We start from the raw sequence: 20609 nt of genomic DNA on the forward strand, positions 1-20609 counted from the left end.
CGTCGCCGGATGTGTCGTGTCAGGTGTCGCGTCGGGCGCCGGTCTCAGGCGCTCAGCCGGCGCCGCCCCTCGAAGGCGCGGCCGAGCGTGACCTCGTCGGCGTACTCCAGGTCCCCGCCCACCGGCAGGCCCGACGCGAGCCGGCTCACGGTCAGCCCCATGGGGACGAGGAGCCGCCCGAGGTAGGCGGCCGTCGCCTCGCCCTCGACGTTGGGGTCGGTGGCGAGGATGACCTCGGTGACCGTGCCGTCCGCCAGCCGCGTCATGAGCTCGCGGATGCGCAGGTCGTCCGGGCCGATGCCGGCGATGGGGCTGATCGCGCCGCCCAGCACGTGGTACCGGCCGCGGAACTCGCGCGTGCGCTCGATGGCGACGACGTCCTTCGGCTCCTCGACGACGCAGATGGCCGCCGGGCTGCGGCGTGGGTCCCGGCAGATGCGGCACTGCGGCTCCTGCGCGACGTTGCCGCAGATCTCGCAGAACTGGACGCGCGCCTTGACCTCGGTCAGCGCCGTCGCCAGGCGCGCGACGTCCTGCGGGTCCGCGGCCAGCACGTGGAAGGCGATCCGCTGGGCGCTCTTCGGACCGACGCCGGGCAGCCGCCCGAGCTCGTCGATCAGGTCCTGGACCGCGCCCTCGTACACCCCGTCAGCGTACGGCGTGGCCGGCCCGTCGCCGCGGCGCCGGGCCGCAGGACCGTGCGGTAGCACCGTGCCCCGGACGGTCCGCCCGCCTCGCCGGACGCCCGTCAGCCGCCGAGGCCGTCGTCCACCTCCTCGTCGATGACGCGACCGCCCAGGAGCTGGGCGACGAGGGGTGCGCCGACGAGGCCCGCCTGCCCGACGTCCGGGTCGTCGGGGCTCATCTCGTCGAGCTCGGCCGCCCACCGGTCCTCCGGGCGTCCGCGCGTCGCCGCCGCGGCTCCGCCGGTGGGCTGGTCACCGGCGGCGGCGGTCGTCGGACCACCGGGCGCACGGGTGGCGGCGGACGTCGCGGGCCCCGACGGGGCCGGCGCGCCGGGTCGGGAGACGGGGGGAGGCGTCGTCAGCCGCGTGATCGAGGGGGCGGACGAGCGCGCCGCCCGGGGTGCGGGGTCGGCCGTCCGGTCGTCCGCTGCAGGTCTCGGAGGTGCGGCCTGGCGGCGCCACCCCGTGTCCTCCGGCGGGGGCGGCCCGTCGTCCTCGGGCGGCTCCTCGTCGGCGAAGGGGATGTCGTCGAGGTGCGACCCCGGCTGCGGGTCCCGCGCACCCGGAGCCGCCGGCCCTGCCGGGGCGGGGCGAGGGGTGCGTCCCGATCCTGCCGCCGTCCGGTCCGACCCCGGCTCGGGGCGGTCGGTCGGTCCGTCCTGTCGCGTGCGGTCCGCCGGCCCGGCCCCCTCCGGGCGCGAGTCGTCCGCGCTCCCCGCCCTGCGCGGTGCCAACGGCGGGGTCGCAGCGGGGGCGCCCGAGGCCGACCCGCTCGAGGCCGGAGCGGCCCGGACGGGCGCGGACGGTGCCGTCGGTGTGGAGGCGACCGACGTCCGCGGAGCCGGCGGGGACGAGGTGACCGGCGCGACGGTGAAGCCCCAGGACGCCTCGGCCTCCTCGGGCGAGAGGACACCCGGCGCGCGCACGACCGCGGTCGGACCAGGGCGCTCCTGAGCGGGGTCCGGATCCGGGTCGCCCTCGACGTCACGCCGTCCCGCGTCGTCGCCGCGGGCGTCGGCAGCTGGACCGGCGGCGGCCTCCTCCGAGTGTGGGTCCTCGTCCGGGTGGGGGTCCTCGTCCGGGGCGTCCTCGGGCTCGCCGCCGGTGCGGGACGCGTCCTGCCGACCGCGCGGCATGGGCGGCGTCGACGCCGCGGTCATCGCGGGCGGCGTCGACGCGGGGCTCGTCGCGGGCGGCGGCGTCGCCGGCGCGGCGGTCGCGCCGAGCGGTGCGGCACCGTGAGCCGGCGGCATCGCACCGGACCTCGCGGTCGTGGCTGCCGCCGCGGGCGGCGCTGTCGACGGACGTGCCGCTGCCGGCCCCGCACCGGCTGCGCCACCGGCCGCCCCGTCGACGCGGACGTCGAAGCCGAGCGTCTCCCGCACCGCACGTGCGACGACGTCCGCGTGCCCGCCGACGCGCAGGGTGTCCGCGAGGGCGGCGGTCGGGAACGACAGGCGCAGCGTCGTCGCGTCGAGGTCCTGGACCTGCGCGTTCTGGCTCACGAGGATCCAGGTGGCCCGGCGCAGGCCGCGCATCGTCTCGAGCACCTCCGGCCACCGCCGGCGCAGCATCTCCGTGTCCTGCCCGACCGGCCCGCTCACCGCCGCCGCGGGGTCGGCGACGACGGGCTCGACGACCTCGGCACCGGCGGCAGAGGCGTCGTCGACGGGCCGGTCGGCGGCCCGGTCGTCGGTCCGGTCGTCGGCCCTGTCAGCGTCTCCGGCACGAGCCGATGCCCGCTCGGGCTCCTCGCTCGTGGTCGGCCCGCTCGTCCTCGGCGCGGTCGTCGTCGGCTCGCTCGTCCTCGGCGCGCTCGTCGCCGCCTCGCTCGTCGCCGGCTCGGGCGTCGCCGGCTCGGGCGTCGCCGGCTCGGGTGTCGCCGGCTTGAGCGTCGCCGGTACCGAGGTCCTCCCGGGGACGACCGGCACGGGCAGCGGGCGTAGCGACGGCGCCGCCGCCGGGCGGGTGGCCGGTGCGGGCGAGGCCTCCTCCGGCACGCGCACGCGTCCCAGCGGCACCGCACCGGCGGCACCCGAGGGCGCAGCGGTGGCGGTCGGGTCCGCCGGCACGCGCGCGCCGGGTCGGGCGGGGGTCGACCCCTCGTCGGGCCAGGGCGCCGGGTCCGTCGCGGCGCGCACGCGCTCGAGGCGGTCGAGCCGCGCACCCAGGCCGACGTGCGTGTCGTCGGCGGCGGGCAGCAGGAGCCGGGCCATGAGCAGCTCGAGGTGCAGGCGCGGCGAGGTCGCCCCGACCATCTCTGTCAGCGCGGCGTTGGCCAGGTCCGCGGACCGCGACAGCTCCGACATGCCCAGGTGCTGCGCCTGCGCCCGCATGCGCGCGAGCTGGTCCGCCGGCAGGTCACCGAGGGCGGCGGCGGCCGCGTCCCCCGACGCCGCGATGACGATGAGGTCCCGCAGCCGCTCCAGCACGTCCTCGACGAAGCGCCGCGGCTCGTGCCCGGTCGCGATGACGCGCTCGACCACGCGGAAGGCCGCCCCGCCGTCGCGCGCGGCCACGGCGTCGACGAGGTCGTCGAGCAGGGAGGCGTGCGTGTAGCCCAGGAGCGAGACCGCCCCCTCGTACTGCAGCCCGCGCTCGTCGGACCCCGCGATGAGCTGGTCGAGCACGGACAGCGTGTCCCGGACGGACCCTCCGCCGGCGCGCACGACGAGCGGCAGCACGCCCGGACCGACCGTCACACCCTCCTGCCCGCACACGGTCTCGAGGAACGGCACGAGCACGTCCGGCGGGACGAGACGGAAGGGGTAGTGGTGGGTCCGCGAGCGGATGGTCCCGATGACCTTGTCCGGCTCCGTGGTGGCGAAGATGAAGCGGACGTGGGGCGGCGGCTCCTCGACGATCTTCAGCAGCGCGTTGAAGCCCTGCGGCGAGACCATGTGCGCCTCGTCGAGGATGAAGACCTTGAACCGGTCCCGGGCGGGCGCGAACGTCGCGCGCTCGCGCAGCTCCCGCGCGTCGTCGACGCCGCCGTGGCTGGCCGCGTCGATCTCCACCACGTCGAGGCTGCCGGGGCCGCCGCGGGCCAGCTCGACGCAGGACTCGCAGACGCCGCAGGGGGTGTCCGTCGGGTGCTCGGCGGTGTTGCGCGCGCAGTTGAGGATGCGCGCGAGGATGCGCGCCGACGACGTCTTGCCGCACCCGCGCGGGCCGGAGAACAGGTACGCGTGGTTGACCTGGCCGGTGCGCAGCGCCTGCCGCAGCGGGGCCGTCACGTGGTCCTGCCCGATGACCTCCGCGAAGGTCTCGGGGCGGTACCGCCGGTACAGGGCTGTCGTCACGCCCGCACCCTACGTGCCGCCCCTGACATCCGGCAGGGGCCCTCCGCCCCCTGTGCAGGGCGTGCTCGGCGCGACGGCCCGCGTCACCCCCGGACGTGCGAGGACCCCCCGCACACCCGCCAGAGCCCACCTGCCCTTGCTGCCTTCCGGCCCTGGGGGGGTTCAGCGGGATGACGCCGCACGAGGGGTCGGCACGAGGATAGCCCAGCCCCGGACGCGGCGGGCACCCTCGCTACCGTCCGCCGCGCTCCCGCAGCCGTCGCTCCTTGTCGGCCATGCGCCGCCGGAGCTGGTCGACGGCCGCGAACAGCGCCCCGAACACCAGCGCGACCGGCACGTCCTGCCACGCGACCACCCCCGACAGCACCCGCAGGGCGACGAGGAACACCACCGCGACGACCGCGGCCAGCAGGAGGGGTCGGACCGGCACGCGCCCACCCTCTCACCTCGTCGGTCCACGCAGCCCGGTCCGGGCGTCGTCCCAGCGACCGCACAGCGACGCGCACGAGGTTCGGCTCGTCGCCCTCCGTCCGGGGGCCTCCCGTCCTCCTCGAGGAGCGCCGATGACCGCGCCGACCCTGCCCGCCGCGCCCGGCTCGTCCGCGCCACCACCCGCCCCGCCCCCTGCGCCGACCCCTGTGCCGGCCCCCAGCCCCCACGTCGCCCGCCTCCTGCCGCCGGTCCGCCGGGCCTGGTGGCGCGATGCCGTCGCCGGCACGGTCGGCGCGCACGGGCTCGTCGTGACCGCGCTGTGGGCGACCGCGGGCGGCCCGGCGGCGCTGCTCGGTGGGACGGCGGCGGCGCTGGGCTCGGTCGGCCGGCTCGCGGGGCTGTGGTCCTCCGCGCTCCTGCTCCTGCAGGTGCTCGGCATGGCCCGCATCCCGTGGGCGGAGCGCGCCGTCGGCCAGGACCGGCTGGTGCGCTGGCACCGCTGGGCGGGGTTCACGTCCTTCTGGCTGCTGGGCGTGCACCTCGCCACGCTGCTCGTGTCCTACGCGATGGCGGAGGGGAAGGGGCTCGTCGCCGAGGCGGTGAGCATGGTCCTCACCCTGCCCGGCATGCTGCTGGCCACCGCGGGCACGGCGCTGCTCGTCCTCGTCGTCGTCACCTCCGTCCGGGCGGCGCGGCGCCGGCTGCGCTACGAGTCCTGGCACCTGCTGCACCTGTACGCCTACCTCGGCGCGGGCCTGGCGGTGCCGCACCAGCTCTGGACCGGCACGAGCTTCGTCGGCCGGCCCTGGGCGGCCGCCTACTGGTGGGGGCTGTGGGGCGCGGCGGCGGTGGCCGTGCTCGTGTGGCGGGTCGCGGTCCCGCTGGTCGTCTCCCGTCGGCACGACTTCCGCGTCGCATCCGCGGTCCCGGACGGGCACGGCCTGCTCACGGTCACGGTGACGGGCCGCGACCTGGCCCGGCTGCGCGCCGAGGCCGGCCAGTTCTTCGTCTGGCGGTTCCGCACCGGCGCCGGCTGGACGCGCGGGCACCCCCTCAGCCTGTCCGGTCAGCCCACCACCGCCGGCCTGCGCGTCACCGTGGACCTGCGGGGCGACGACGGCGCCCGCCTGGCGACGCTGCGCCCCGGCACGCCCGTCCTGGTCGAGGGCCCGTACGGCCGGACGACGACCAGCACCCGCACCCGCCGGCGCATCGCGGCGTTGCGGCCGGCGCCGGGGCGGCCCCGCTCGTCGGGCTGCTGCAGGACAACGCCTACGAGCCCGGCGCGGACACGCTGGTCCTGCGGTCGCGGAGCCCCGAGCACGTCCCCCTGCGCGCCGACACCCGCTGGCTCGTGGACCACACGGGCCTGCGCCTGGTCGAGCTGCCCGGCCCGCGGTCACGCACCGGCACGTCGTGGCTGCCCGCGGAGCTCGGGCACGTGCCCGGGCCCGAGGCCGTCCGACGGCTCGTCCCGGACCTGCCCGCCCACGACGTCTTCGTCTGCGGCCCGCCCGCGTGGAGCCGCGCCGTCGTCGCCGACGTCCTGGCCGCCGGCGCCGACCCGTCCACCGTCCACGTCGAGAGCTACAGCTGGTAGGTCACCGTGCGTCGCATCCTCCTCTCCCTGTCTGCCACGGCCGCCGGCCTGGTCCTCCTCTTCTCCTACCCGACGAGCACGAACGGGGTCGTCGGCGTCACGTCCAGCGGCACGACGACCGCCTCCGGCGGGACGACGAGCGCCGCCTCGGGCTCCACGTCGGGCACGACGACCTCGCCGTCCACGCTCCCGACGACGGAGCCGGCCACCGGGTCGTCGGACACGTCGTCGGACACGTCGACCGGCACGTCGTCGGGCTCCTCGTCGGACGCCTCGACCGGCACGTCCTCGGGCTCCTCGTCGGGCTCCTCCGCCGCCGTGTCCGGCACCTACACCTCGTCGGCCTCCATGCGGTAGGGCACCGTGACCGTCACGCTCACCGTCAGCGACGGGACGATCACCGACGCGACGGGCTCGCAGAGCTCGCGCGACGGGCACTCCCAGCAGATCGCCGCGCAGGCGCTGCCGGTCCTGGCCTCCGAGGCCGTGTCGGCGCAGAGCGCGTCCATCGCGCTCGTCTCGCACGCCACCTACACCTCGCAGGCGTACGAGCAGGCGCTGCAGGCGGCCATCGACCAGGCGTTCTCGGCATGAGCACCGGTGCCGGCACGGCCGCGCCCCCGCTGACGGACGACGAGGCCGTCGCCGCGGCGGCGACCCTGCCGCGGCGGGCCTGGGTCGAGCACCACATGGCCATGCCGTGGAGCGTCCACGTCCGCGGCGACGCGGCCGACGCCCCCGCCACCGCCGACGCCGTCGCCACCGCCCTCGCCGGCGTCGCGGCGGCCGACGCCGAGCTCAGCCCCTTCCGCACCGACTCGGCGCTGAGCCGCCTGCGCCGCGGCGAGCTGCACCTGCCCGACGCGCCCGCCGGCCTGCGCGAGGTCTGGGACCTGTGCCTGCTGGCCCGCGAGCGCACGGACGGCGTCGTCGACGCCTGGGCCTGGCGCGACGGCTTCGACCCGACCGGCCTGACGAAGGGCTGGGCGCTCGACCGCGCGCTCGTCGCCCTCGCCGACGTCCCCGGCGACGTGGCGGTCGTCGCCGGCGGTGACCTGGCGGTCCGCTCGACGAGCGGGCTGCCCTGGCGCGTCGGCGTCGAGGACCCGGCGGACCGCCGCCGCGTGCTCGCGTGGGTGGACGTCCGCGACGGCGGGGTCGCCACGTCGGGGACGGCTGCCCGCGGCGCGCACGTCGTCGACCCGCGCACCGGCACGCCGGCCGCGCCGACATGGTCCTTTGCGACCGTCGTCGCCGGCTCGGCGCTCTGGGCGGACGTGTGGGCCACCGCGGCCCTCGTCCTCGCCGACGACGCCCCGGCCGCGCTCGCGCGCGTGGCGGGGACGTCCGGCGTGTTCGTCGGCGCCGGCGGCCGGGTCCACCGCTGGGCGGCGCTCGTCGCCGGCTGACCCCGCCGACCGGACCCGCGAGCGACCTACTTCTGGCTGTCGCCCGAGAAGTGGAAGGACGCGGTCGGTGCGGGCGCGGTCCGCTGCGGCCACCGCTCGGTGACGACCTTGCCGCGCGTGTAGAACCGCACGCCCTCGGGCCCGTACACGTGCGACTCACCGAACAGCGAGTCCTTCCACCCGCCGAAGGAGTGCCAGGCCACCGGCACGGGGATGGGCACGTTGACGCCGACCATGCCGACCCGCACCCGGCGGCGGAACGTGCGGGCCGCCTCGCCCGACGCCGTGAAGACGGCCGTCCCGTTGCCGTAGGGGTTGGCGTTCACGACGTCGATCGCCTCGTCGAGGCCGGCGACGCGGACGACGTCGAGCACGGGCCCGAAGACCTCCTGCTGGTACACGTCGTGCTCGGGCCGGACGTGGTCGACGACCGTGGGCCCGACGAAGAAGCCGCCCTCGTACCCGTCCACGACGAGCCCGCGCCCGTCGACGACCAGCGTCGCCCCCTGCTCCTCCGCCGAGGTGATGAGCCCCTCGATGCGCTCCTTGGCCGCCGCCGTGATGACGGGACCCATGTCGGCGCCGGGCTGGTCGCCCGCGGTGACGCGGACGGCCCGGGCCTTCGCCGCCAGCCGCTCGACGAGGGCGTCGGCCACCGACTCCTCGACGACCGCGACGGACAGCGCCATGCAGCGCTCGCCCGCGGCGCCGAACGCGGCGGCCGTCAGCTGGTCCGCGGCGTCGTCGAGGTCCGCGTCCGCCAGGACCACGCCGTGGTTCTTGGCGCCGCCCAGCGCCTGCACGCGCTTGCCCTGGGCGGACGCCGTCGCGTGGATGTACCGGGCGACGGGCGTCGACCCGACGAACGAGACGGCCGCGACGTCCGGGTGGTGCAGCAGCGCGTCGACCACGACCTTGTCGCCCTGCACGACGGTGAAGACGCCGGCCGGCAGCCCCGCCTGCGCCCAGAGGTCCGCGAGGAGCAGGGACGCCGAGGGGTCGCGCTCGGACGGCTTGAGGACGAAGGCGTTGCCCGTGGCGATGGCGACCGGGCTCATCCACAGCGGCACCATGACGGGGAAGTTGAAGGGCGTGATACCGGCGACGACGCCGAGGGGCTCGCGCGTGGAGAACACGTCGATGCCCGTCGCGGCCTGCTCCGAGTGCTCCCCCTTGAGCAGCTGCGGGATGCCGGCCGCGAACTCGACCACCTCGAGGCCGCGCGCGATCTCGCCCCTCGCGTCCGGCACGGTCTTGCCGTGCTCGCGCGAGACGAGGGCCGCCAGCTCGTCCGTCGACGCCACGAGCAGCTCGCGGAACCGGAACAGCACGGACGCCCGCTTGCCGAGGGGCACCTGCGCCCACGCCTCGGCCGCCACCACGGCGCTCGCCACCGCCCGGTCGACGTCCTCCGCCGTGCCGAGCCCGAGCTCGGCGACGACCTGCCCCGTCGACGGGTCGTGGACCGGCTGCGTCGCGTCCCCGGAGCCACGCACGGGCCCCCCGTCGATCCAGTGGGTGACGAGGGACATGCGGGGCTCCTCCTGCCGACGACGGGTGGCCAGACGGTAGCGCCTGCGACCGGCACACCGGCTCAGGTCGCGCGGCCGCCGAGGGCTCCGGCGACGACCGCGCGCCAGACGGCCAGGCCCGCCGCGGCGGTGCCGGCGGCCGCGGCGGCGTCTCCCGCCACGAGCATCCCGTCGCGCACGACGAGCAGCCGCCGTGCGACGTCGTCGGCGTCGCCGGCCCCCGCCCGGCCCAGCAGGTCCGCCACGGCAGCCGTCCACCCGTCGCGGTGCCGGGTGACGACCGCCCGTGCGGGGTGGACCTCGTCGGGCAGCTCCGAGGCGGCGTGCACGAAGGCGCACCCGCGGTAGCCGGGCGCGCAGGGCTGGTCGGCGAGGGCCCGGCCGAGCGCGTCGAGCGCCTCGACCGGGTCGGGGTGCTCCGCGAGCAGGGCCGCCGTGGCCTCCTGCTCGCGGGCCAGCCAGCTCTCCAGGTAGGCCGCGACGAGCGCGTCCTTCGTCGGGAAGTGCCGGTAGAAGGTCACCTTGCTGACGCCGGCCGCGGCGATGACCCGGTCGGCGCTGACGGCGCGCAGCCCGTGCGCGTACAGCAGCGGCGTGGCCGCGTCCAGGATCCTCCGCGCGACCGACGACGGGGCCCGACCGGGCGGCGCCTCGGTCACGTCGGTGGTCACACCGCCCAGCATGGCACCCGGCGCCCCGACTTGTGGTGAGATGGCAGACGTACTAGTTCGTCTACCTGCGTGGTGCCGCGGCGCCACCGATGAGGAGCACTGCATGGCCGGCATCTACACCGCCGTCGCGACGTCCACCGGCGAGGGCCGCCGCGGCGGTCGCGCCACGAGCGACGACGGCGCCCTCGACGTCACCCTCGCCGTGCCCGCCGCGATGGGCGGCGCCGGCGGCGGCACCAACCCGGAGCAGCTCTTCGCCGCCGGCTGGGCCGCCTGCTTCCACTCCGCCCTCAAGGGCGTCGCCGCGGAGCGCCGGATCACCGTCAGCGACTCCGCGGTCGTCGCCGAGGTGACGCTGCAGCGCGCGGAGGGCGCGGCGGGGTACGGGCTCGGTGCCGCCCTGCACGTGGAGATCGGCGGGGTCGACCAGGCGACGGCCGAGTCCCTCGTCGAGCAGGCGCACCAGGTCTGCCCGTACTCGAACGCCACGCGCGGCAACGTCGAGGTGGCGCTGGACGTCACCGTCGCCTGACCGGTGTGTGCGGCGGCCGCCCGCACCTCGGCTAGACTCCTTCCCGCGGTACGCCCGGCGACGGGTGTGCAGCGGCCTGGAGGATTCGCCTAGTGGCCTATGGCGCACGCTTGGAAAGCGTGTTGGTGTAACAGCCTCGGGGGTTCGAATCCCCCATCCTCCGCCGCCAGAGCCCGCCCCCGCAGCGATGCGGGCGGCGGGCTCGCGTGCGTCCGGACCCTGTGTCCTCCACGTGACCTGCACAGACGCCTCCGATCCTCCCCACAGCTGCACAGGACCTGTCCGCACACCACGCCCGGGGCCGCGCCCGTCGTCCTAGCGTCCCGGGCATGGGAACCGCGCCGTCCACGCCTCCGCCGCCGCCCGCTGCCCCGCACACGCCCCCGCGGCTGCCGGCGGCACCCGTCGCACCGGTGCCCGGACCCTGGGCGCAGACCACGGCCGTCTTCTGGCAGGGGCACCGGCAGGCTCTGCCCGGGCCGCTCCTCGGGGCGGCGGCGCTCGTCGGAACCGCGGGCGGGGCCGTCCTCGTCGACACCGAGGCGGGGCTCGGGCTGACGCTCGTCGGGCTGGGGGTCCTCGCGTGCGGGGCGGGGGTGCTGCGGCGGCCGGGGCGGCGCGCAGACCGCGCCCTGCTCGGGCTCGCCGCCCTGCTGCTGGTCGTGGCGACCGTGCGCGACGCGGAGTGGGTCGTCGCGCTGAGCGTCCTCGCGGCGGTCGGGACGACGGCGGTGGCGCTGACCGGCGCGAGGACGGCGGCCGCGGCGGTCCTCGCCGTGCCCGTCGCCGCCCTCGGCACCCTGCGCGCCGCCCTCGCGGTGCGGCACTCGGTCGGCGACCTCGCGGGTAGGCGCCGCCAGGCGCTGCGCGCCGGCCTGCGGACCGCCGCCGTCACCGTCCTGCTGCTCGGCGTGTTCGGCGCCCTGCTCGCCAGCGCCGACGCGGTGTTCGCCGCACTCCTGCCGCGCGCCGACCTCGGGCTCCTGCCGGCGCGCGCCGTCGTGGGCGTGCTCGTCGGGCTCGTCGCGCTCGCGGCCGGTCACCTCGTCCTCGCGCCGCCGTCCTGGCCGACGACGCAGGCGAGCCCACCGCGGCGCACCACCGGCGAGTGGCTCGTCCCGGTCGCCGCCCTCGACGGTCTGCTCGTGGTGTTCGGGCTCGTCCAGGTGGCGACCGCCGTCGGCTGCCGCGCCTTCGTCGAGCGCACCGCGGGCCTGACCTACGCCGAGCACGCCCGCTCCGGCTTCTTCCAGCTCGTCGCCGTCACCGCGCTGACGCTCGTCGTCGTGGCCGTCGCCGCGCACCGCGCGCCCCGCGCGAGCGCACGGGACCGCCTCGTCAGCCGGGCGGCACTCGGCCTGCTCTGCGTCGCGACCCTCGGCGTCGTCGCCGTCGCCGTGCAGCGGATGACCCTGTACGTCGACGCCTTCGGGCTCACGCGGCTGCGCCTGCTCGTGCTCGTGGCGGAGGGCGCGCTCGCCGTGGTGCTCGTGCTCGTGCTCGCCGCCGGCGTGCGGTGGCGCGGGGCGTGGCTGCCGCGGGCCGCGGTGGCCGTGGTCGCGGGGGCGGTGCTGTCGTTGGGGCTGCTCGACGCCGACGCCCTGGTGCTGCGCTACGACGCGCGCGCGGACGCCCCGTTGGACCCCGCCTACCTGCAGGACCTGTCCGACGACGCGGTCGTCGCGGCGGACGCCCTGCCGGAGCCGTTGCGGACCTGCCTGCTGACCGCGGCCGCGCGGGCCCGCGACCTCGACGCGGCCGGTCGGACGCTCACGACGACAGACGACGGCTGGGCCGCGTGGAACCTCGGCCGGGCGCGGGCGGCGGAGGTGCTGGGCGACCTCCCCGCCGGAGGCGCCGGCGCCGCCTGCCGCCGACTGCTCGGCGGTGGCAGCTGAACACCCTTTAGCGCGCCCCGGCCTGTTGACTTTCGATAGATCAGCACCGATCCTCGATGCATGACCGCCACCCAGCGTGCCGTCGTCGTCCTCCTGCGGGCCGCGCTCGTCGTGCTCTTCGCCGTCCTCGTGCTGTTCCAGGTGATGTCGCTGCCGGGGCAGTTCCGGTACATGGCCGAGCAGGACCCTGAGCGGGCCTACCTGCGGTGGCCGGCGACCGTCGTCACGATCTTCTGGGTGCTGTGCGTGCAGGTCGTGCTCGTCGCGACCTGGCAGCTCCTCACGCGGGTGCAGGCCGACCGCATCTTCACCCCGTCCTCGCTGCGCTGGGTCGACGTCATCGTCGGGGCCGTCGCGGCGGCGTGGGCGGTGCTCGTGCTGGTGCTCGGCTACGTGGGCCTGCACGCCGACGACCCCGGGCTGCCGCTCGTGCTGTTCCTGCTGACCGTCGGCGTGAGCGTGCTCGGCCTGGTCCTCGTGGTGATGCGGGCGCTGCTGCACCAGGCGACCGTGCTGCGCACCGACCTCGAGGCGGTCATCTGATGGCGATCGTCGTGCGGATCGACCTCGAGCTCGCCCGGCGCAAGATGAGCGTCGGGGAGTTCGCCGACCGCGTGGGCCTGACGCCGGCCAACGTCGCCGTGCTGAAGAACGGGCGCGCGAAGGCCGTGCGGTTCAGCACGCTGGAGGCCATGTGCCGGGTGCTCGGCTGCCAGCCGGGCGACCTGCTGGAGTGGGTGCCGGACGACGAGGTCGGCTGACCGACGCCGCTGCTACTCGCGGGCCGACAGCACGCAGAACTCGTTGCCCTCGGGGTCGGCGAGGACCTCCCACGGCACGTCGCCCTGGCCGACGTCCACCCGCCGCGCCCCGAGGGCGAGCAGGCGGGCGATCTCGACGTCACGGTCGTCGGAGGTGTGCGGCGCGAGGTCGAGGTGCAGGCGGTTCTTGCCCGCCTTCGCGTGCTCGACCGGCACGAACACCAGGCCCGGCGGCACCCGCTCGAAGGGCAGCTGCTCGGTGAGCTCCATGGCCCAGGGCGGGATGACGACGCTCTGCGTGTCGTCCTCGAACATCACCTCCCAGCCGAGCACCTGCCGCCAGAAGTCGGCCAGTGCCCGGTGGTCCTGGGCCTCGACGACGGTCGTGTACCAGCGCAGTGCCACGGGGATCAGCCTCCGACGGTCGGCAGCGGACGCTGCATGGACGCGAGCTCGAGCCGGCCCAGGGGTGCGGTGTGCCAGGCGACGGTGACGCGGCCGGTCGTGCGGTCGCCGAGCAGCCGCAGCCGGTGCGGCGTCTCGAGCAGCGCCGCCTCGACGACGACGGTGCCGTCCGCCGGGGCACCGACGGCGACGGCCAGCGCCGGCCGGCCGTCGGTCGGCTCGGTGACCGCCCAGCTCCCCACCCCGGCCTCGGCGAGCCAGGTGGCGCCGTCCACCGTCGCCTCGACCACCCACCGCTCACCGGCGCGGCGCAGCTCGACCCGCTCCAGCCGACCGGGCGGGTCGGCGACGAGCGCCGCCTCCGCGAGGTCGCCGACGACCTCCGGGACCGGCAGCGCCAGGTCCGCCAGCCGCGCCGCCAGTGCGTCGGCCGCCCCGGCGTCGGCATCCCCGCCGCCGGTCCCGACCTCGCCGCCGAGGGCCGGCAGCAGGTGCTCCCACGCCGCGTCGAGCACGCCCTGCATGTCCTGCGTGCCCGCGGTGGTCACCACGACCGAGTCCTGCTCGGGCAGCACGAGGCAGAACTGCCCGAAGGCGCCGTCCCCGCGGAAGCCGTGCCGCGAGCGCCAGTACTGGAAGCCGTAGCCCTGCGCCCAGTCCCCCGCGCGCCGCTCGGCCCCCGCCGGCGGGTCGGCCGCCACGGTCGGCACGTGCGCCCGGCTGGCCTCCGCGACCCAGCCCTCGGGCAGGAGGCGCCGGCCGTCGTGCAGCACCCCGTCGCGCAGCAGCAGCAGCCCGAACGCGGCGACGGACTCCGTCGTCAGGTGCAGCCCGCTCCAGCCGATGTCCTGACCCTCGGGCTCCTGCTGCCACGCGCCGGTGGTGATGCCGAGCGGTGCGAACAGCCGCGGGGTGAGGTACTCCGTCAGCGTGGTGCCGGCCCGGCGCTGGACCACCGCCGCCAGGGCGTAGGTGCAGGGCTGGTTGTAGGTGAACAGGGTGCCTGGGTCGCGTTCCGGCGGCAGGAGCAGGAAGCCGCGGACCAGGTCCTGCGGGCTGGCCTCCCGCACGACGTCCAGCGTCTCGGCACCGTGGCCGCTGGCCATGGCGGCGACGTCGCGGATGCGCATGGCGCGGGACCGCGGATCGGTGACCTCGTCGTCGAGCTCCGGGAAGTACGACAGCACCGTCGCGTCGAGGTCGACGAGCCCCTCGTCGACCGCCAGGCCGAGCGCCGTCGAGGTGAACGACTTGCTGAGGGAGTACAGGAGGTGGACGCGGTCGGGCCCGTAGGGCGCCCACCACCCCTCGACGGCGACCCTCCCGCCGCGCACCACCATGAGCGAGTGCAGCTCGATCCCGCGGGCGGCCACGTCGTCCAGGAACGCGCTCACCCCCGCCGGGTCGACGCCGACCTCCTGCGGGGTCCCCGCCCGCGGGAGGCCCGGTCCGGTGGTGGCACCCGTCGTCGCGCCCGCCGTCGGGCCCGTCACGTCCGTCGTCGTCGTCACGCGCCCATCCGACCACCGGGCACCGACACGGACAACCGGCGCCCGCCGAGGACGACGACCGCGAGGAGCGCCGCGACGACCACCGCGAAGCCCGTGACCACGGTCGGGAGCGGGAGCACCAGCGTCGCGAGCCCCATCCCCATCGCCGGGACCACGAGCCCGAGGTAGGCGGCGAGGAACAGGCTCGCGAGCGCCTCCCCGCGACGGCCGGCCCCGGCCGCCGCGGCCACGGTCGCCACGGCGGCGGAGAACACCGCCCCCGCGCCCGCGCCGGCTACCGCGCCCGCAGCGACGAGCACCGGCACGCTCCCGGCCTGCACCGCGACGACCAGCAGCACCAGCCCCACGCCCTCGGCCGTCGCGCCAAGCACCGTCCGCCGCTGCGGGCCCACCCGCACCGCGAGCACCTGCGCGGTCGCGGCGGCGACGAAGACCACGGCGACGACGAGCCCCGCGAGCGCCGGCGCCCGGTGGTGCAGCGCGCCGGTGACCAGGCCGGGCGCGAGCGAGGTCGACAGCCCGAAGACCGCGAACGCCGCGAAGGCGCCCCCGGCCGCCACGGCGAACACGCGCCGCCCGCCGTGATCGGCCCGCACGCGCTGCGGCCGGTACGCCGGCCGCGGCCGCGCCACCGCGACGGTCTCCGGGGCGACGAGCACGCCCGCCGTCGCGAGCACCAGCAGCACGAGGAACACCGCGTACGGCGTGCGCAGCGGCGCCGGCGCCAGCTCGGCCAGCACGCCGCTGACCAGCGTCCCCACCCCGAGGCCGCCGAGGTTCGCCGCCGTCGACACGAGCTCGAACCGCCGCGCCGACCCCCCAGGCCGGTGGGCCGCCGCCAGCTCCGCGAGGTGCGCCGTCGCGGCGGCGGTGAGCATCCCCACGCCGAGCCCCGTCAGCGCCCGCGCCAGGAGCAGCAGGGGCAGCGACGGCGGGAGCAGGAACAGCCCGGCCGCGACGAGCTCCAGCGCGAGCGCCGGCACCAGGAGCGCGCGCCGCCCCCACGCGTCCGACAGGTGCCCGGCGAGCACGAGGCTCGTCGCCACCCCGACGGCGTACACGGCGAAGACCACCGTCACGGTCAGCGTCGAGAAGCCGACGGCCTCCTGGTAGAGCGGGTACAGCGGCGTCGGCACGGTGGAGAACGCGAGCGCGACGGCGAAGGCCGCGGCGACGAGCCAGAAGCCGACCCCGTGCCGCCGCGAGCCCGCGGCCGGCACCTCGGTCGGACGGTCGACCGTCCCCGTCGTCGGGGAGGTGCGCGGCAGGGACGGGGAGGTCGTGGCGGCGGGCATGCAGCGACCCTCCGCCCGCTCCCGTCATCGCGTCCAACGACCGTTCGCGCTCGGTGCGATCGCGCCGCGCGATGATGCTCCAGGATGACGTCATGGAGCTGCGCCAGCTGGGGTACTTCGTCGCGGTCGCCGAGGAGCGGCACTTCACGCGCGCGGCCGCCCGCCTCCAGGTCGTGCAGTCGGCGGTCTCCGCCGGCGTCCGCGCGCTCGAGCGGGAGCTGGGCGCCGCGCTCGTGGACCGGGCGACGAGCCCCGTGTCGCTGACGGAGGCCGGCGCGGCCCTCCTGCCGCACGCCCGGGCCGCCCTCGACGCCGCCGACGAGGCCCGTGACGCCGTGCACGAGGTCCGCGGGGGGCTGCGCGGGACGCTGCGGGTGGGGACGCTGACCTCGGTGGCCCTCGTCGACCTGCCCGCCGCCCTCGGTGCGTTCCACCGGCGGCACCCCGGCGTGGAGCTGCGGCTGACGGCGGCCGCCGCCGGGTCGCGCGGGCTCGTCGAGGCGCTGGCGGAGCGGCGGCTCGACCTCGCGCTCGTGTCGATCCCGGGGCCCACCCCGCCGGGGCTGCGCCTGCTGCCGCTGGCCGCCGCGCCGCTGGAGCTCGTCGTGCGCGAGGACCACCCGCTCGCGGGACGCTCCGCCGTCACGCTGGCGGACCTCGACGGCGCGGACGTCGTCGACTTCCCGCCGGGCTACGGCAACCGCGCCGTCACGGACCGGGCCTTCGACGCCGCCGGCCTGCGCCGGCACGTCGTCGTCGAGATCAGCGACCTGCGCACGGGGGCGGCCTTCATCCGGGAGGGGCTCGGCGTGGGGCTGCTGCCGGCGTTCGTGCTCGACGACCCCCGGGGCCTGCGCCGGGTGCCCGTCACCGGGGCGGACCTCGTCTGGCCGCTGCAGCTCGCGGTCCCCGCCGACCGGCCCGTCGGCCGCGCCGCGCGGGCCCTCGTCGAGCTGCTCGTCGCCGCCGCCCGGAGCACGGCCGACGTCCCCCACGACCGCCCCGACGCCACCCGCGCGACCCCCGGATAGCCGTCACCCGGATGGGCTCAAGGTCCCCCGGACGGGTGCCGATGGACCGCGCATGGACGTCAACACGCACCCCGATTTCGTCCGTACCTACGCGGACATCAAGAGCCGGTTCGGCGAGGACTGGGCCAAGCGCTACGTGCTCGTGGCGCCGCTCATCACCGACGACCCGCACAGCGCGCTGCGGCGTGCCTTCCTCAAGGGCCTCGCGGCCCACGCCGCCGCGCAGCCCCGCCTCGAGGCCCACTGGTGGGCCACGTGCGAGCGGATGCTGGGCGACCTCGCCGGCTCGCTCGTCGCCGAGGCCGAGGCGCTGCTCGCCCCGCACTCCTGACCCGCGGGTCCGCCCCACTCCCCTGACCTGCCCCGCCGTGTCACCGCCGCGTGGCAGGCTGTCCGCGGCCGCACGAGCGGCGCAGGGCGGCGCCCGGACGTCCGGGCGGAGGGAGGCAGGGCCGTGGAGCAGGGCCGACCGACCGTGGTGCGCCGTGCGCTCGCCCTGACCGTGGTCGGCGCGCTCGTCGCCCTCCTCGGCGCCTGCTCGCCGGACCGGCCCGCGCCGGACGCCGCCGCGCAGGCCCTGGCGGACGCGCTGTCCACGGGCACGTTCGACGACGTCGTCCTGGCCGAGGGCACCGACACCTCCACCGACACCGCGACCGCGGCCGCGCAGCGCGCGGCGGTCTCCGCCGGCCTGGGCGACCGCGACCCGCAGGTCGCCGTCGCGGAGGTCACCCCCTCCGCCGACGACGAGGACGCCGCCACCGCCCGGCTCACGGTGACGTGGGACCTCGGTGCCGCCGAGCCGTGGGTCTACACCAGCACCGCGCAGCTCACGCGCGGCACCGGCGACGAGGACCCGTGGGCGGTCCGCTGGGCGCCGTCGCTCCTGGTCCCCGACCTCGTCGAGGGCGAGACCGTGGCGCTGGTGCGCGAGACGCCCGAGCGTGCCGACGTCCTCGGCGCCGACGACGCCGTGCTCGTCGAGGACCGGCCGGTCGAGCGGCTCGGCATCGACAAGACCCTCGGCGACGCCGCCGCCCTCGACGCCGACGCGCGCACCCTGGCGACCTCGCTCGGCCTCGACCCCGACGCCTACGCCGCCCAGGTCGCCGCCGCCGGCCCGAAGGCCTTCGTGCAGGCCATCGTCGTGCGGCAGGGCGACCCGGCCTACGACGTCGCCGCCCTCACCACCCCCCGGACCTCGCGGGCCGTCGCGGACAGCATCCCGCTCGCGCCGACGCGGACGTTCGCGCGGGCCGTGCTCGGCACGGTCGGGGAGGCGACGGCCGAGGTGGTCGAGGCCTCCGGCGGCACGGTCGTCGCGGGCGACCTCGCGGGGCTGTCCGGGCTCCAGGAGCGCTACGACGCCCAGCTGCGCGGCACCCCCGGCCTCGTGGTCCGCGCGACCTCCGCCGACGGCACGGCCGAACGCGAGCTGTTCCGTGCCGACCCCGTCCCCGGCACGCCGCTGCGGACGACGATCGACCCCGACCTGCAGACCCTCGCGGAGTCCGTGCTGGCGGACGTGACGCCCGCGAGCGCCCTCGTCGCCCTGCGCCCCTCCACCGGCGACGTGCTCGCGGTGGCGGCGGGACCCGGGTCCGGCGGGTTCTCGACGGCGACGCTCGGGCAGTACCCCCCCGGCTCGACGTTCAAGGTCGCCTCGGCGCTGGCCCTGCTGCGCACGGGCGCCACCCCCGACACGGTCCTGGCCTGCCCCGCGACGACGACCGTCGAGGGCCGCACCTTCCGCAACTACCCCGACTACCCGGCGTCCGCGCTGGGCGACATCCCCCTGCGGACCGCCTTCGCGCAGTCCTGCAACACCGCCTTCCTCGGCGCCGCCGCGCAGGTCCCGCAGGCGTCCCTCGCCGAGGCCGCCGGCGCGCTGGGCCTTGGCACCGGCGGCGACCTCGGCTTCGACGCCTTCCTCGCCGCCGTGCCGGCGGAGGCCACCGGCACCGACCACGCCGCCTCCCTCATCGGGCAGGGCCGCGTGCTCGCCTCGCCGCTCGGCATGGCCACGGTGGCCGCCTCGGTCGCGGCGGGCACCACCGTGGTGCCGCGCCTCGTCGTGCCGGGTCCCGAGGGGCTGTCCGGGGACGCGGAGCGCCCGGTCCCGTCCACCGCGCCCCCGCTGACGCCCGACGAGGCGTCGACGCTGGCCGGCCTCATGCGGGCGGTGGTCACCGAGGGCGGCGCCGGCGTGCTGGCGGCCGTCCCCGGCGAGCCCGTCGGCGCGAAGACCGGGACGGCGCAGTTCGGCGAGGGCGAGGCCCTGCAGAACCACGCGTGGATGATCGCCATCCAGGGCGACCTCGCCGTGGCGGTCTTCGTCGAGGTCGGCGACTACGGCTCGACGACCGCCGGCCCCCTCATGGCGTCCTTCCTCACCTCCGCCGCGGGGCTGTGAGCCACCCGCGCGCGGGCGGCGCGCCGGTCACGATGCAGGACGTGGCCCGGGCAGCGGGCGTGTCGGTGATGACGGTGTCGAACGTCGTCAACCGCCGGCCCGGGGTGCGGGCGGAGACCCGCGAGCGCGTCCTCGAGGCGGTCGGGCGGCTGGGCTACGGCGTCAACCTCGCCGCCCGCAGCCTGCGCCAGGGCAGGACGAACCTCATCGGGCTGGCCGTGCCCGAGATCGACGTGCCGTACTTCGGCCTCCTCGCGGGGCTGCTGGTCCGGCGCGCGGCCGAGCACGGGTACGAGGTCGTCGTCGAGCAGACGGGCGCGACGCGCGAGGAGGAGCTCGCGGCGCTCGTCAGCTCCCGCGTGCGCCGGTACGACGGGCTCGTGCTGTCGGCGGTGCAGCTCTCCGACGCGGACTCCGACCTGCTGCACGGCGACATGCCCGTCGTGGTGCTCGGCGAGCGGCGCTACGACCGTCCCGTCGACCACGTGACGATGGCGAACGTCGAGGGCTCGCGGGACGCGGTCGCGCACCTGATCGCGCGCGGGTGCCGGCGCGTGGCGGTGCTGGGCGTCTCGTCGACCGGGCCCGTCGACGCCTCGAGCCAGCGCACGCAGGGGTACCGCGAGGCGCTGACCGCGGCGGGCCTGCCGCTCGACCCGGCGCTCGAGCGCCCCGCCGCGTACACGCTCGAGGGCGGGCGCCAGGCGGTGCACCGGCTGCTCGACGAGGGCGTCGCCGTCGACGGGGTCTTCGCGCACACGGACCTGCTCGCGCTCGGCGCGGTCCGCGGCCTGGCGGACCGGGGCCTGCGCGTGCCGGACGACGTGCGCGTCGTCGGCTTCGACGACGTGCCGTGGGCGGCGCACGCGGTCCCGTCGCTGACCACCGTCGACCCGGGCCACGACGAGATGGTGGAGGCCACGCTCCGGCTGCTGCTCGGGCGCATCGCGGGCCGCCGCGGGCGCGACGAGCACGAGCGGGTCGTCGCACGGCACCGGCTCGTCGAGCGGGAGTCGACGGCTTGAACGCCGGCGGTCTTGCGCATCCGGACACGGCTCTGTAACGATAAAGCCCATCCCCGACGACGAGGCCGCCGCGCGCTCGTCGTCGCCGCGCAGACCCCGACGCCGA

General features: G+C 77.1%; 20 protein-coding genes, 1 tRNA gene, 1 other RNA gene and 1 pseudogene. 13 read left to right on the forward strand and 10 right to left on the reverse strand.

Going from position 1 to position 20609, the window contains the following annotated elements; all coding sequences use genetic code 11:
* Window positions 1-44: 44 nt before the first annotated feature.
* From recR to BM048_RS18065, 4 genes are all read right to left on the reverse strand, one after another.
* Window positions 45-644 (reverse strand): recombination mediator RecR, encoded by a 600-nt coding sequence (gene recR / locus BM048_RS05265; RefSeq protein ID WP_090031231.1) that lies wholly within the window; start codon window positions 642-644, stop codon window positions 45-47.
* A 104-nt stretch (window positions 645-748) separates the two neighbouring features.
* Window positions 749-3988 carry a DNA polymerase III subunit gamma and tau gene (locus BM048_RS05270; protein ID WP_090031233.1) on the reverse strand — a complete coding sequence of 1080 codons (3240 nt, stop codon included), beginning with the start codon at window positions 3986-3988 and terminating at the stop codon, window positions 749-751.
* Window positions 3989-4084: 96 nt separating this feature from the next.
* An RNA gene (gene ffs, locus BM048_RS05275) (signal recognition particle sRNA small type) lies at window positions 4085-4181 on the reverse strand.
* A 39-nt stretch (window positions 4182-4220) separates the two neighbouring features.
* A complete protein-coding gene (locus BM048_RS18065; RefSeq protein ID WP_175499288.1) occupies window positions 4221-4418 on the reverse strand; it encodes a hypothetical protein in 198 nt (65 codons plus the stop codon).
* A gap of 439 nt (window positions 4419-4857) precedes the next feature.
* Between BM048_RS18065 and BM048_RS18615 the strand changes: the two are divergent.
* Both BM048_RS18615 and BM048_RS18620 read left to right on the forward strand, forming a co-directional pair.
* Window positions 4858-5121 (forward strand): annotated as a pseudogene (locus tag BM048_RS18615) (ferric reductase-like transmembrane domain-containing protein); the annotation flags it as partial.
* A 653-nt stretch (window positions 5122-5774) separates the two neighbouring features.
* Window positions 5775-6020: a hypothetical protein gene (locus BM048_RS18620; protein ID WP_090031236.1), complete on the forward strand. Its 246-nt coding sequence runs from the start codon at window positions 5775-5777 to the stop codon at window positions 6018-6020.
* 65 nt (window positions 6021-6085) lie between these two features.
* On the opposite strand, the gene BM048_RS18625 is transcribed toward BM048_RS18620, so the two are convergent.
* A complete protein-coding gene (locus BM048_RS18625) occupies window positions 6086-6349 on the reverse strand; it encodes a hypothetical protein (protein WP_239079006.1) in 264 nt (87 codons plus the stop codon).
* Between the two features lie 34 nt (window positions 6350-6383).
* On the opposite strand from BM048_RS18625, the gene BM048_RS18630 reads away from it, so the two are divergent.
* The gene (locus BM048_RS18630; RefSeq protein ID WP_175499292.1) at window positions 6384-6614 is read left to right on the forward strand and encodes an FMN-binding protein; all 231 of its coding nucleotides are present in this window, start codon (window positions 6384-6386) and stop codon (window positions 6612-6614) included.
* Window positions 6611-7429: an FAD:protein FMN transferase gene (locus tag BM048_RS05300; RefSeq protein WP_090031238.1), complete on the forward strand. Its 819-nt coding sequence runs from the start codon at window positions 6611-6613 to the stop codon at window positions 7427-7429. Before BM048_RS18630 ends, BM048_RS05300 begins: the two co-directional genes overlap by 4 nt.
* A gap of 26 nt (window positions 7430-7455) precedes the next feature.
* On the opposite strand, the gene BM048_RS05305 is transcribed toward BM048_RS05300, so the two are convergent.
* Complete coding sequence (locus BM048_RS05305) at window positions 7456-8961, reverse strand: CoA-acylating methylmalonate-semialdehyde dehydrogenase (RefSeq protein WP_090031239.1); 1506 nt, start codon at window positions 8959-8961, stop codon at window positions 7456-7458.
* A 62-nt stretch (window positions 8962-9023) separates the two neighbouring features.
* Window positions 9024-9632, reverse strand: coding sequence for a TetR/AcrR family transcriptional regulator (locus BM048_RS05310; RefSeq protein ID WP_175499294.1), 609 nt, complete (start codon window positions 9630-9632; stop codon window positions 9024-9026).
* 103 nt (window positions 9633-9735) lie between these two features.
* On the opposite strand from BM048_RS05310, the gene BM048_RS05315 reads away from it, so the two are divergent.
* From BM048_RS05315 to BM048_RS05335, 5 genes are all read left to right on the forward strand, one after another.
* Window positions 9736-10164: an Ohr family peroxiredoxin gene (locus tag BM048_RS05315; protein WP_090031347.1), complete on the forward strand. Its 429-nt coding sequence runs from the start codon at window positions 9736-9738 to the stop codon at window positions 10162-10164.
* A gap of 78 nt (window positions 10165-10242) precedes the next feature.
* Window positions 10243-10327: transfer RNA gene (locus tag BM048_RS05320), tRNA-Ser, on the forward strand.
* 166 nt (window positions 10328-10493) lie between these two features.
* Window positions 10494-12062, forward strand: a complete 1569-nt coding sequence (locus BM048_RS05325) for a DUF4153 domain-containing protein (RefSeq protein WP_139224305.1) — start codon at window positions 10494-10496, stop codon at window positions 12060-12062.
* A 60-nt stretch (window positions 12063-12122) separates the two neighbouring features.
* Window positions 12123-12605, forward strand: coding sequence for a DUF2975 domain-containing protein (locus BM048_RS05330; protein ID WP_090031245.1), 483 nt, complete (start codon window positions 12123-12125; stop codon window positions 12603-12605).
* Entirely contained in the window at window positions 12605-12823 is a 219-nt protein-coding gene (locus tag BM048_RS05335) for a helix-turn-helix domain-containing protein (protein WP_090031246.1), read from the forward strand. The genes BM048_RS05330 and BM048_RS05335 overlap by 1 nt, the downstream gene beginning before the upstream one ends.
* A 12-nt stretch (window positions 12824-12835) precedes the next feature.
* Here BM048_RS05335 and BM048_RS05340 read toward each other — a convergent pair whose 3' ends face one another.
* Genes BM048_RS05340 through BM048_RS05350 form a run of 3 tightly spaced genes read right to left on the reverse strand, consistent with a single transcriptional unit; the run spans window position 12836 to window position 16034 of the window.
* The gene (locus tag BM048_RS05340; RefSeq protein WP_090031248.1) at window positions 12836-13228 is read right to left on the reverse strand and encodes a VOC family protein; all 393 of its coding nucleotides are present in this window, start codon (window positions 13226-13228) and stop codon (window positions 12836-12838) included.
* A 5-nt stretch (window positions 13229-13233) separates the two neighbouring features.
* The gene (locus BM048_RS05345) at window positions 13234-14739 is read right to left on the reverse strand and encodes a serine hydrolase domain-containing protein (RefSeq protein WP_203708968.1); all 1506 of its coding nucleotides are present in this window, start codon (window positions 14737-14739) and stop codon (window positions 13234-13236) included.
* The gene (locus BM048_RS05350) at window positions 14736-16034 is read right to left on the reverse strand and encodes an MFS transporter (protein WP_090031250.1); all 1299 of its coding nucleotides are present in this window, start codon (window positions 16032-16034) and stop codon (window positions 14736-14738) included. The genes BM048_RS05345 and BM048_RS05350 overlap by 4 nt, the downstream gene beginning before the upstream one ends.
* Before the next feature lie 92 nt (window positions 16035-16126).
* On the opposite strand from BM048_RS05350, the gene BM048_RS05355 reads away from it, so the two are divergent.
* The 4 genes from BM048_RS05355 (at window position 16127) to BM048_RS05370 (ending at window position 20503) form a co-directional block, all read left to right on the forward strand.
* Window positions 16127-17065 carry a LysR family transcriptional regulator gene (locus BM048_RS05355; protein ID WP_090031350.1) on the forward strand — a complete coding sequence of 313 codons (939 nt, stop codon included), beginning with the start codon at window positions 16127-16129 and terminating at the stop codon, window positions 17063-17065.
* Window positions 17066-17117: 52 nt separating this feature from the next.
* Window positions 17118-17396, forward strand: coding sequence for a hypothetical protein (locus BM048_RS05360; RefSeq protein WP_090031251.1), 279 nt, complete (start codon window positions 17118-17120; stop codon window positions 17394-17396).
* Between the two features lie 123 nt (window positions 17397-17519).
* Window positions 17520-19478, forward strand: coding sequence for a penicillin-binding transpeptidase domain-containing protein (locus BM048_RS05365; RefSeq protein ID WP_090031253.1), 1959 nt, complete (start codon window positions 17520-17522; stop codon window positions 19476-19478).
* Between the two features lie 32 nt (window positions 19479-19510).
* The gene (locus BM048_RS05370; protein ID WP_090031352.1) at window positions 19511-20503 is read left to right on the forward strand and encodes a LacI family DNA-binding transcriptional regulator; all 993 of its coding nucleotides are present in this window, start codon (window positions 19511-19513) and stop codon (window positions 20501-20503) included.
* Window positions 20504-20609: the final 106 nt, after the last annotated feature.

Origin of the sequence: Cellulomonas marina, assembly GCF_900111925.1 — a bacterium.
Taxonomy (GTDB): Bacteria; Actinomycetota; Actinomycetes; order Actinomycetales; family Cellulomonadaceae; genus Cellulomonas; species Cellulomonas marina.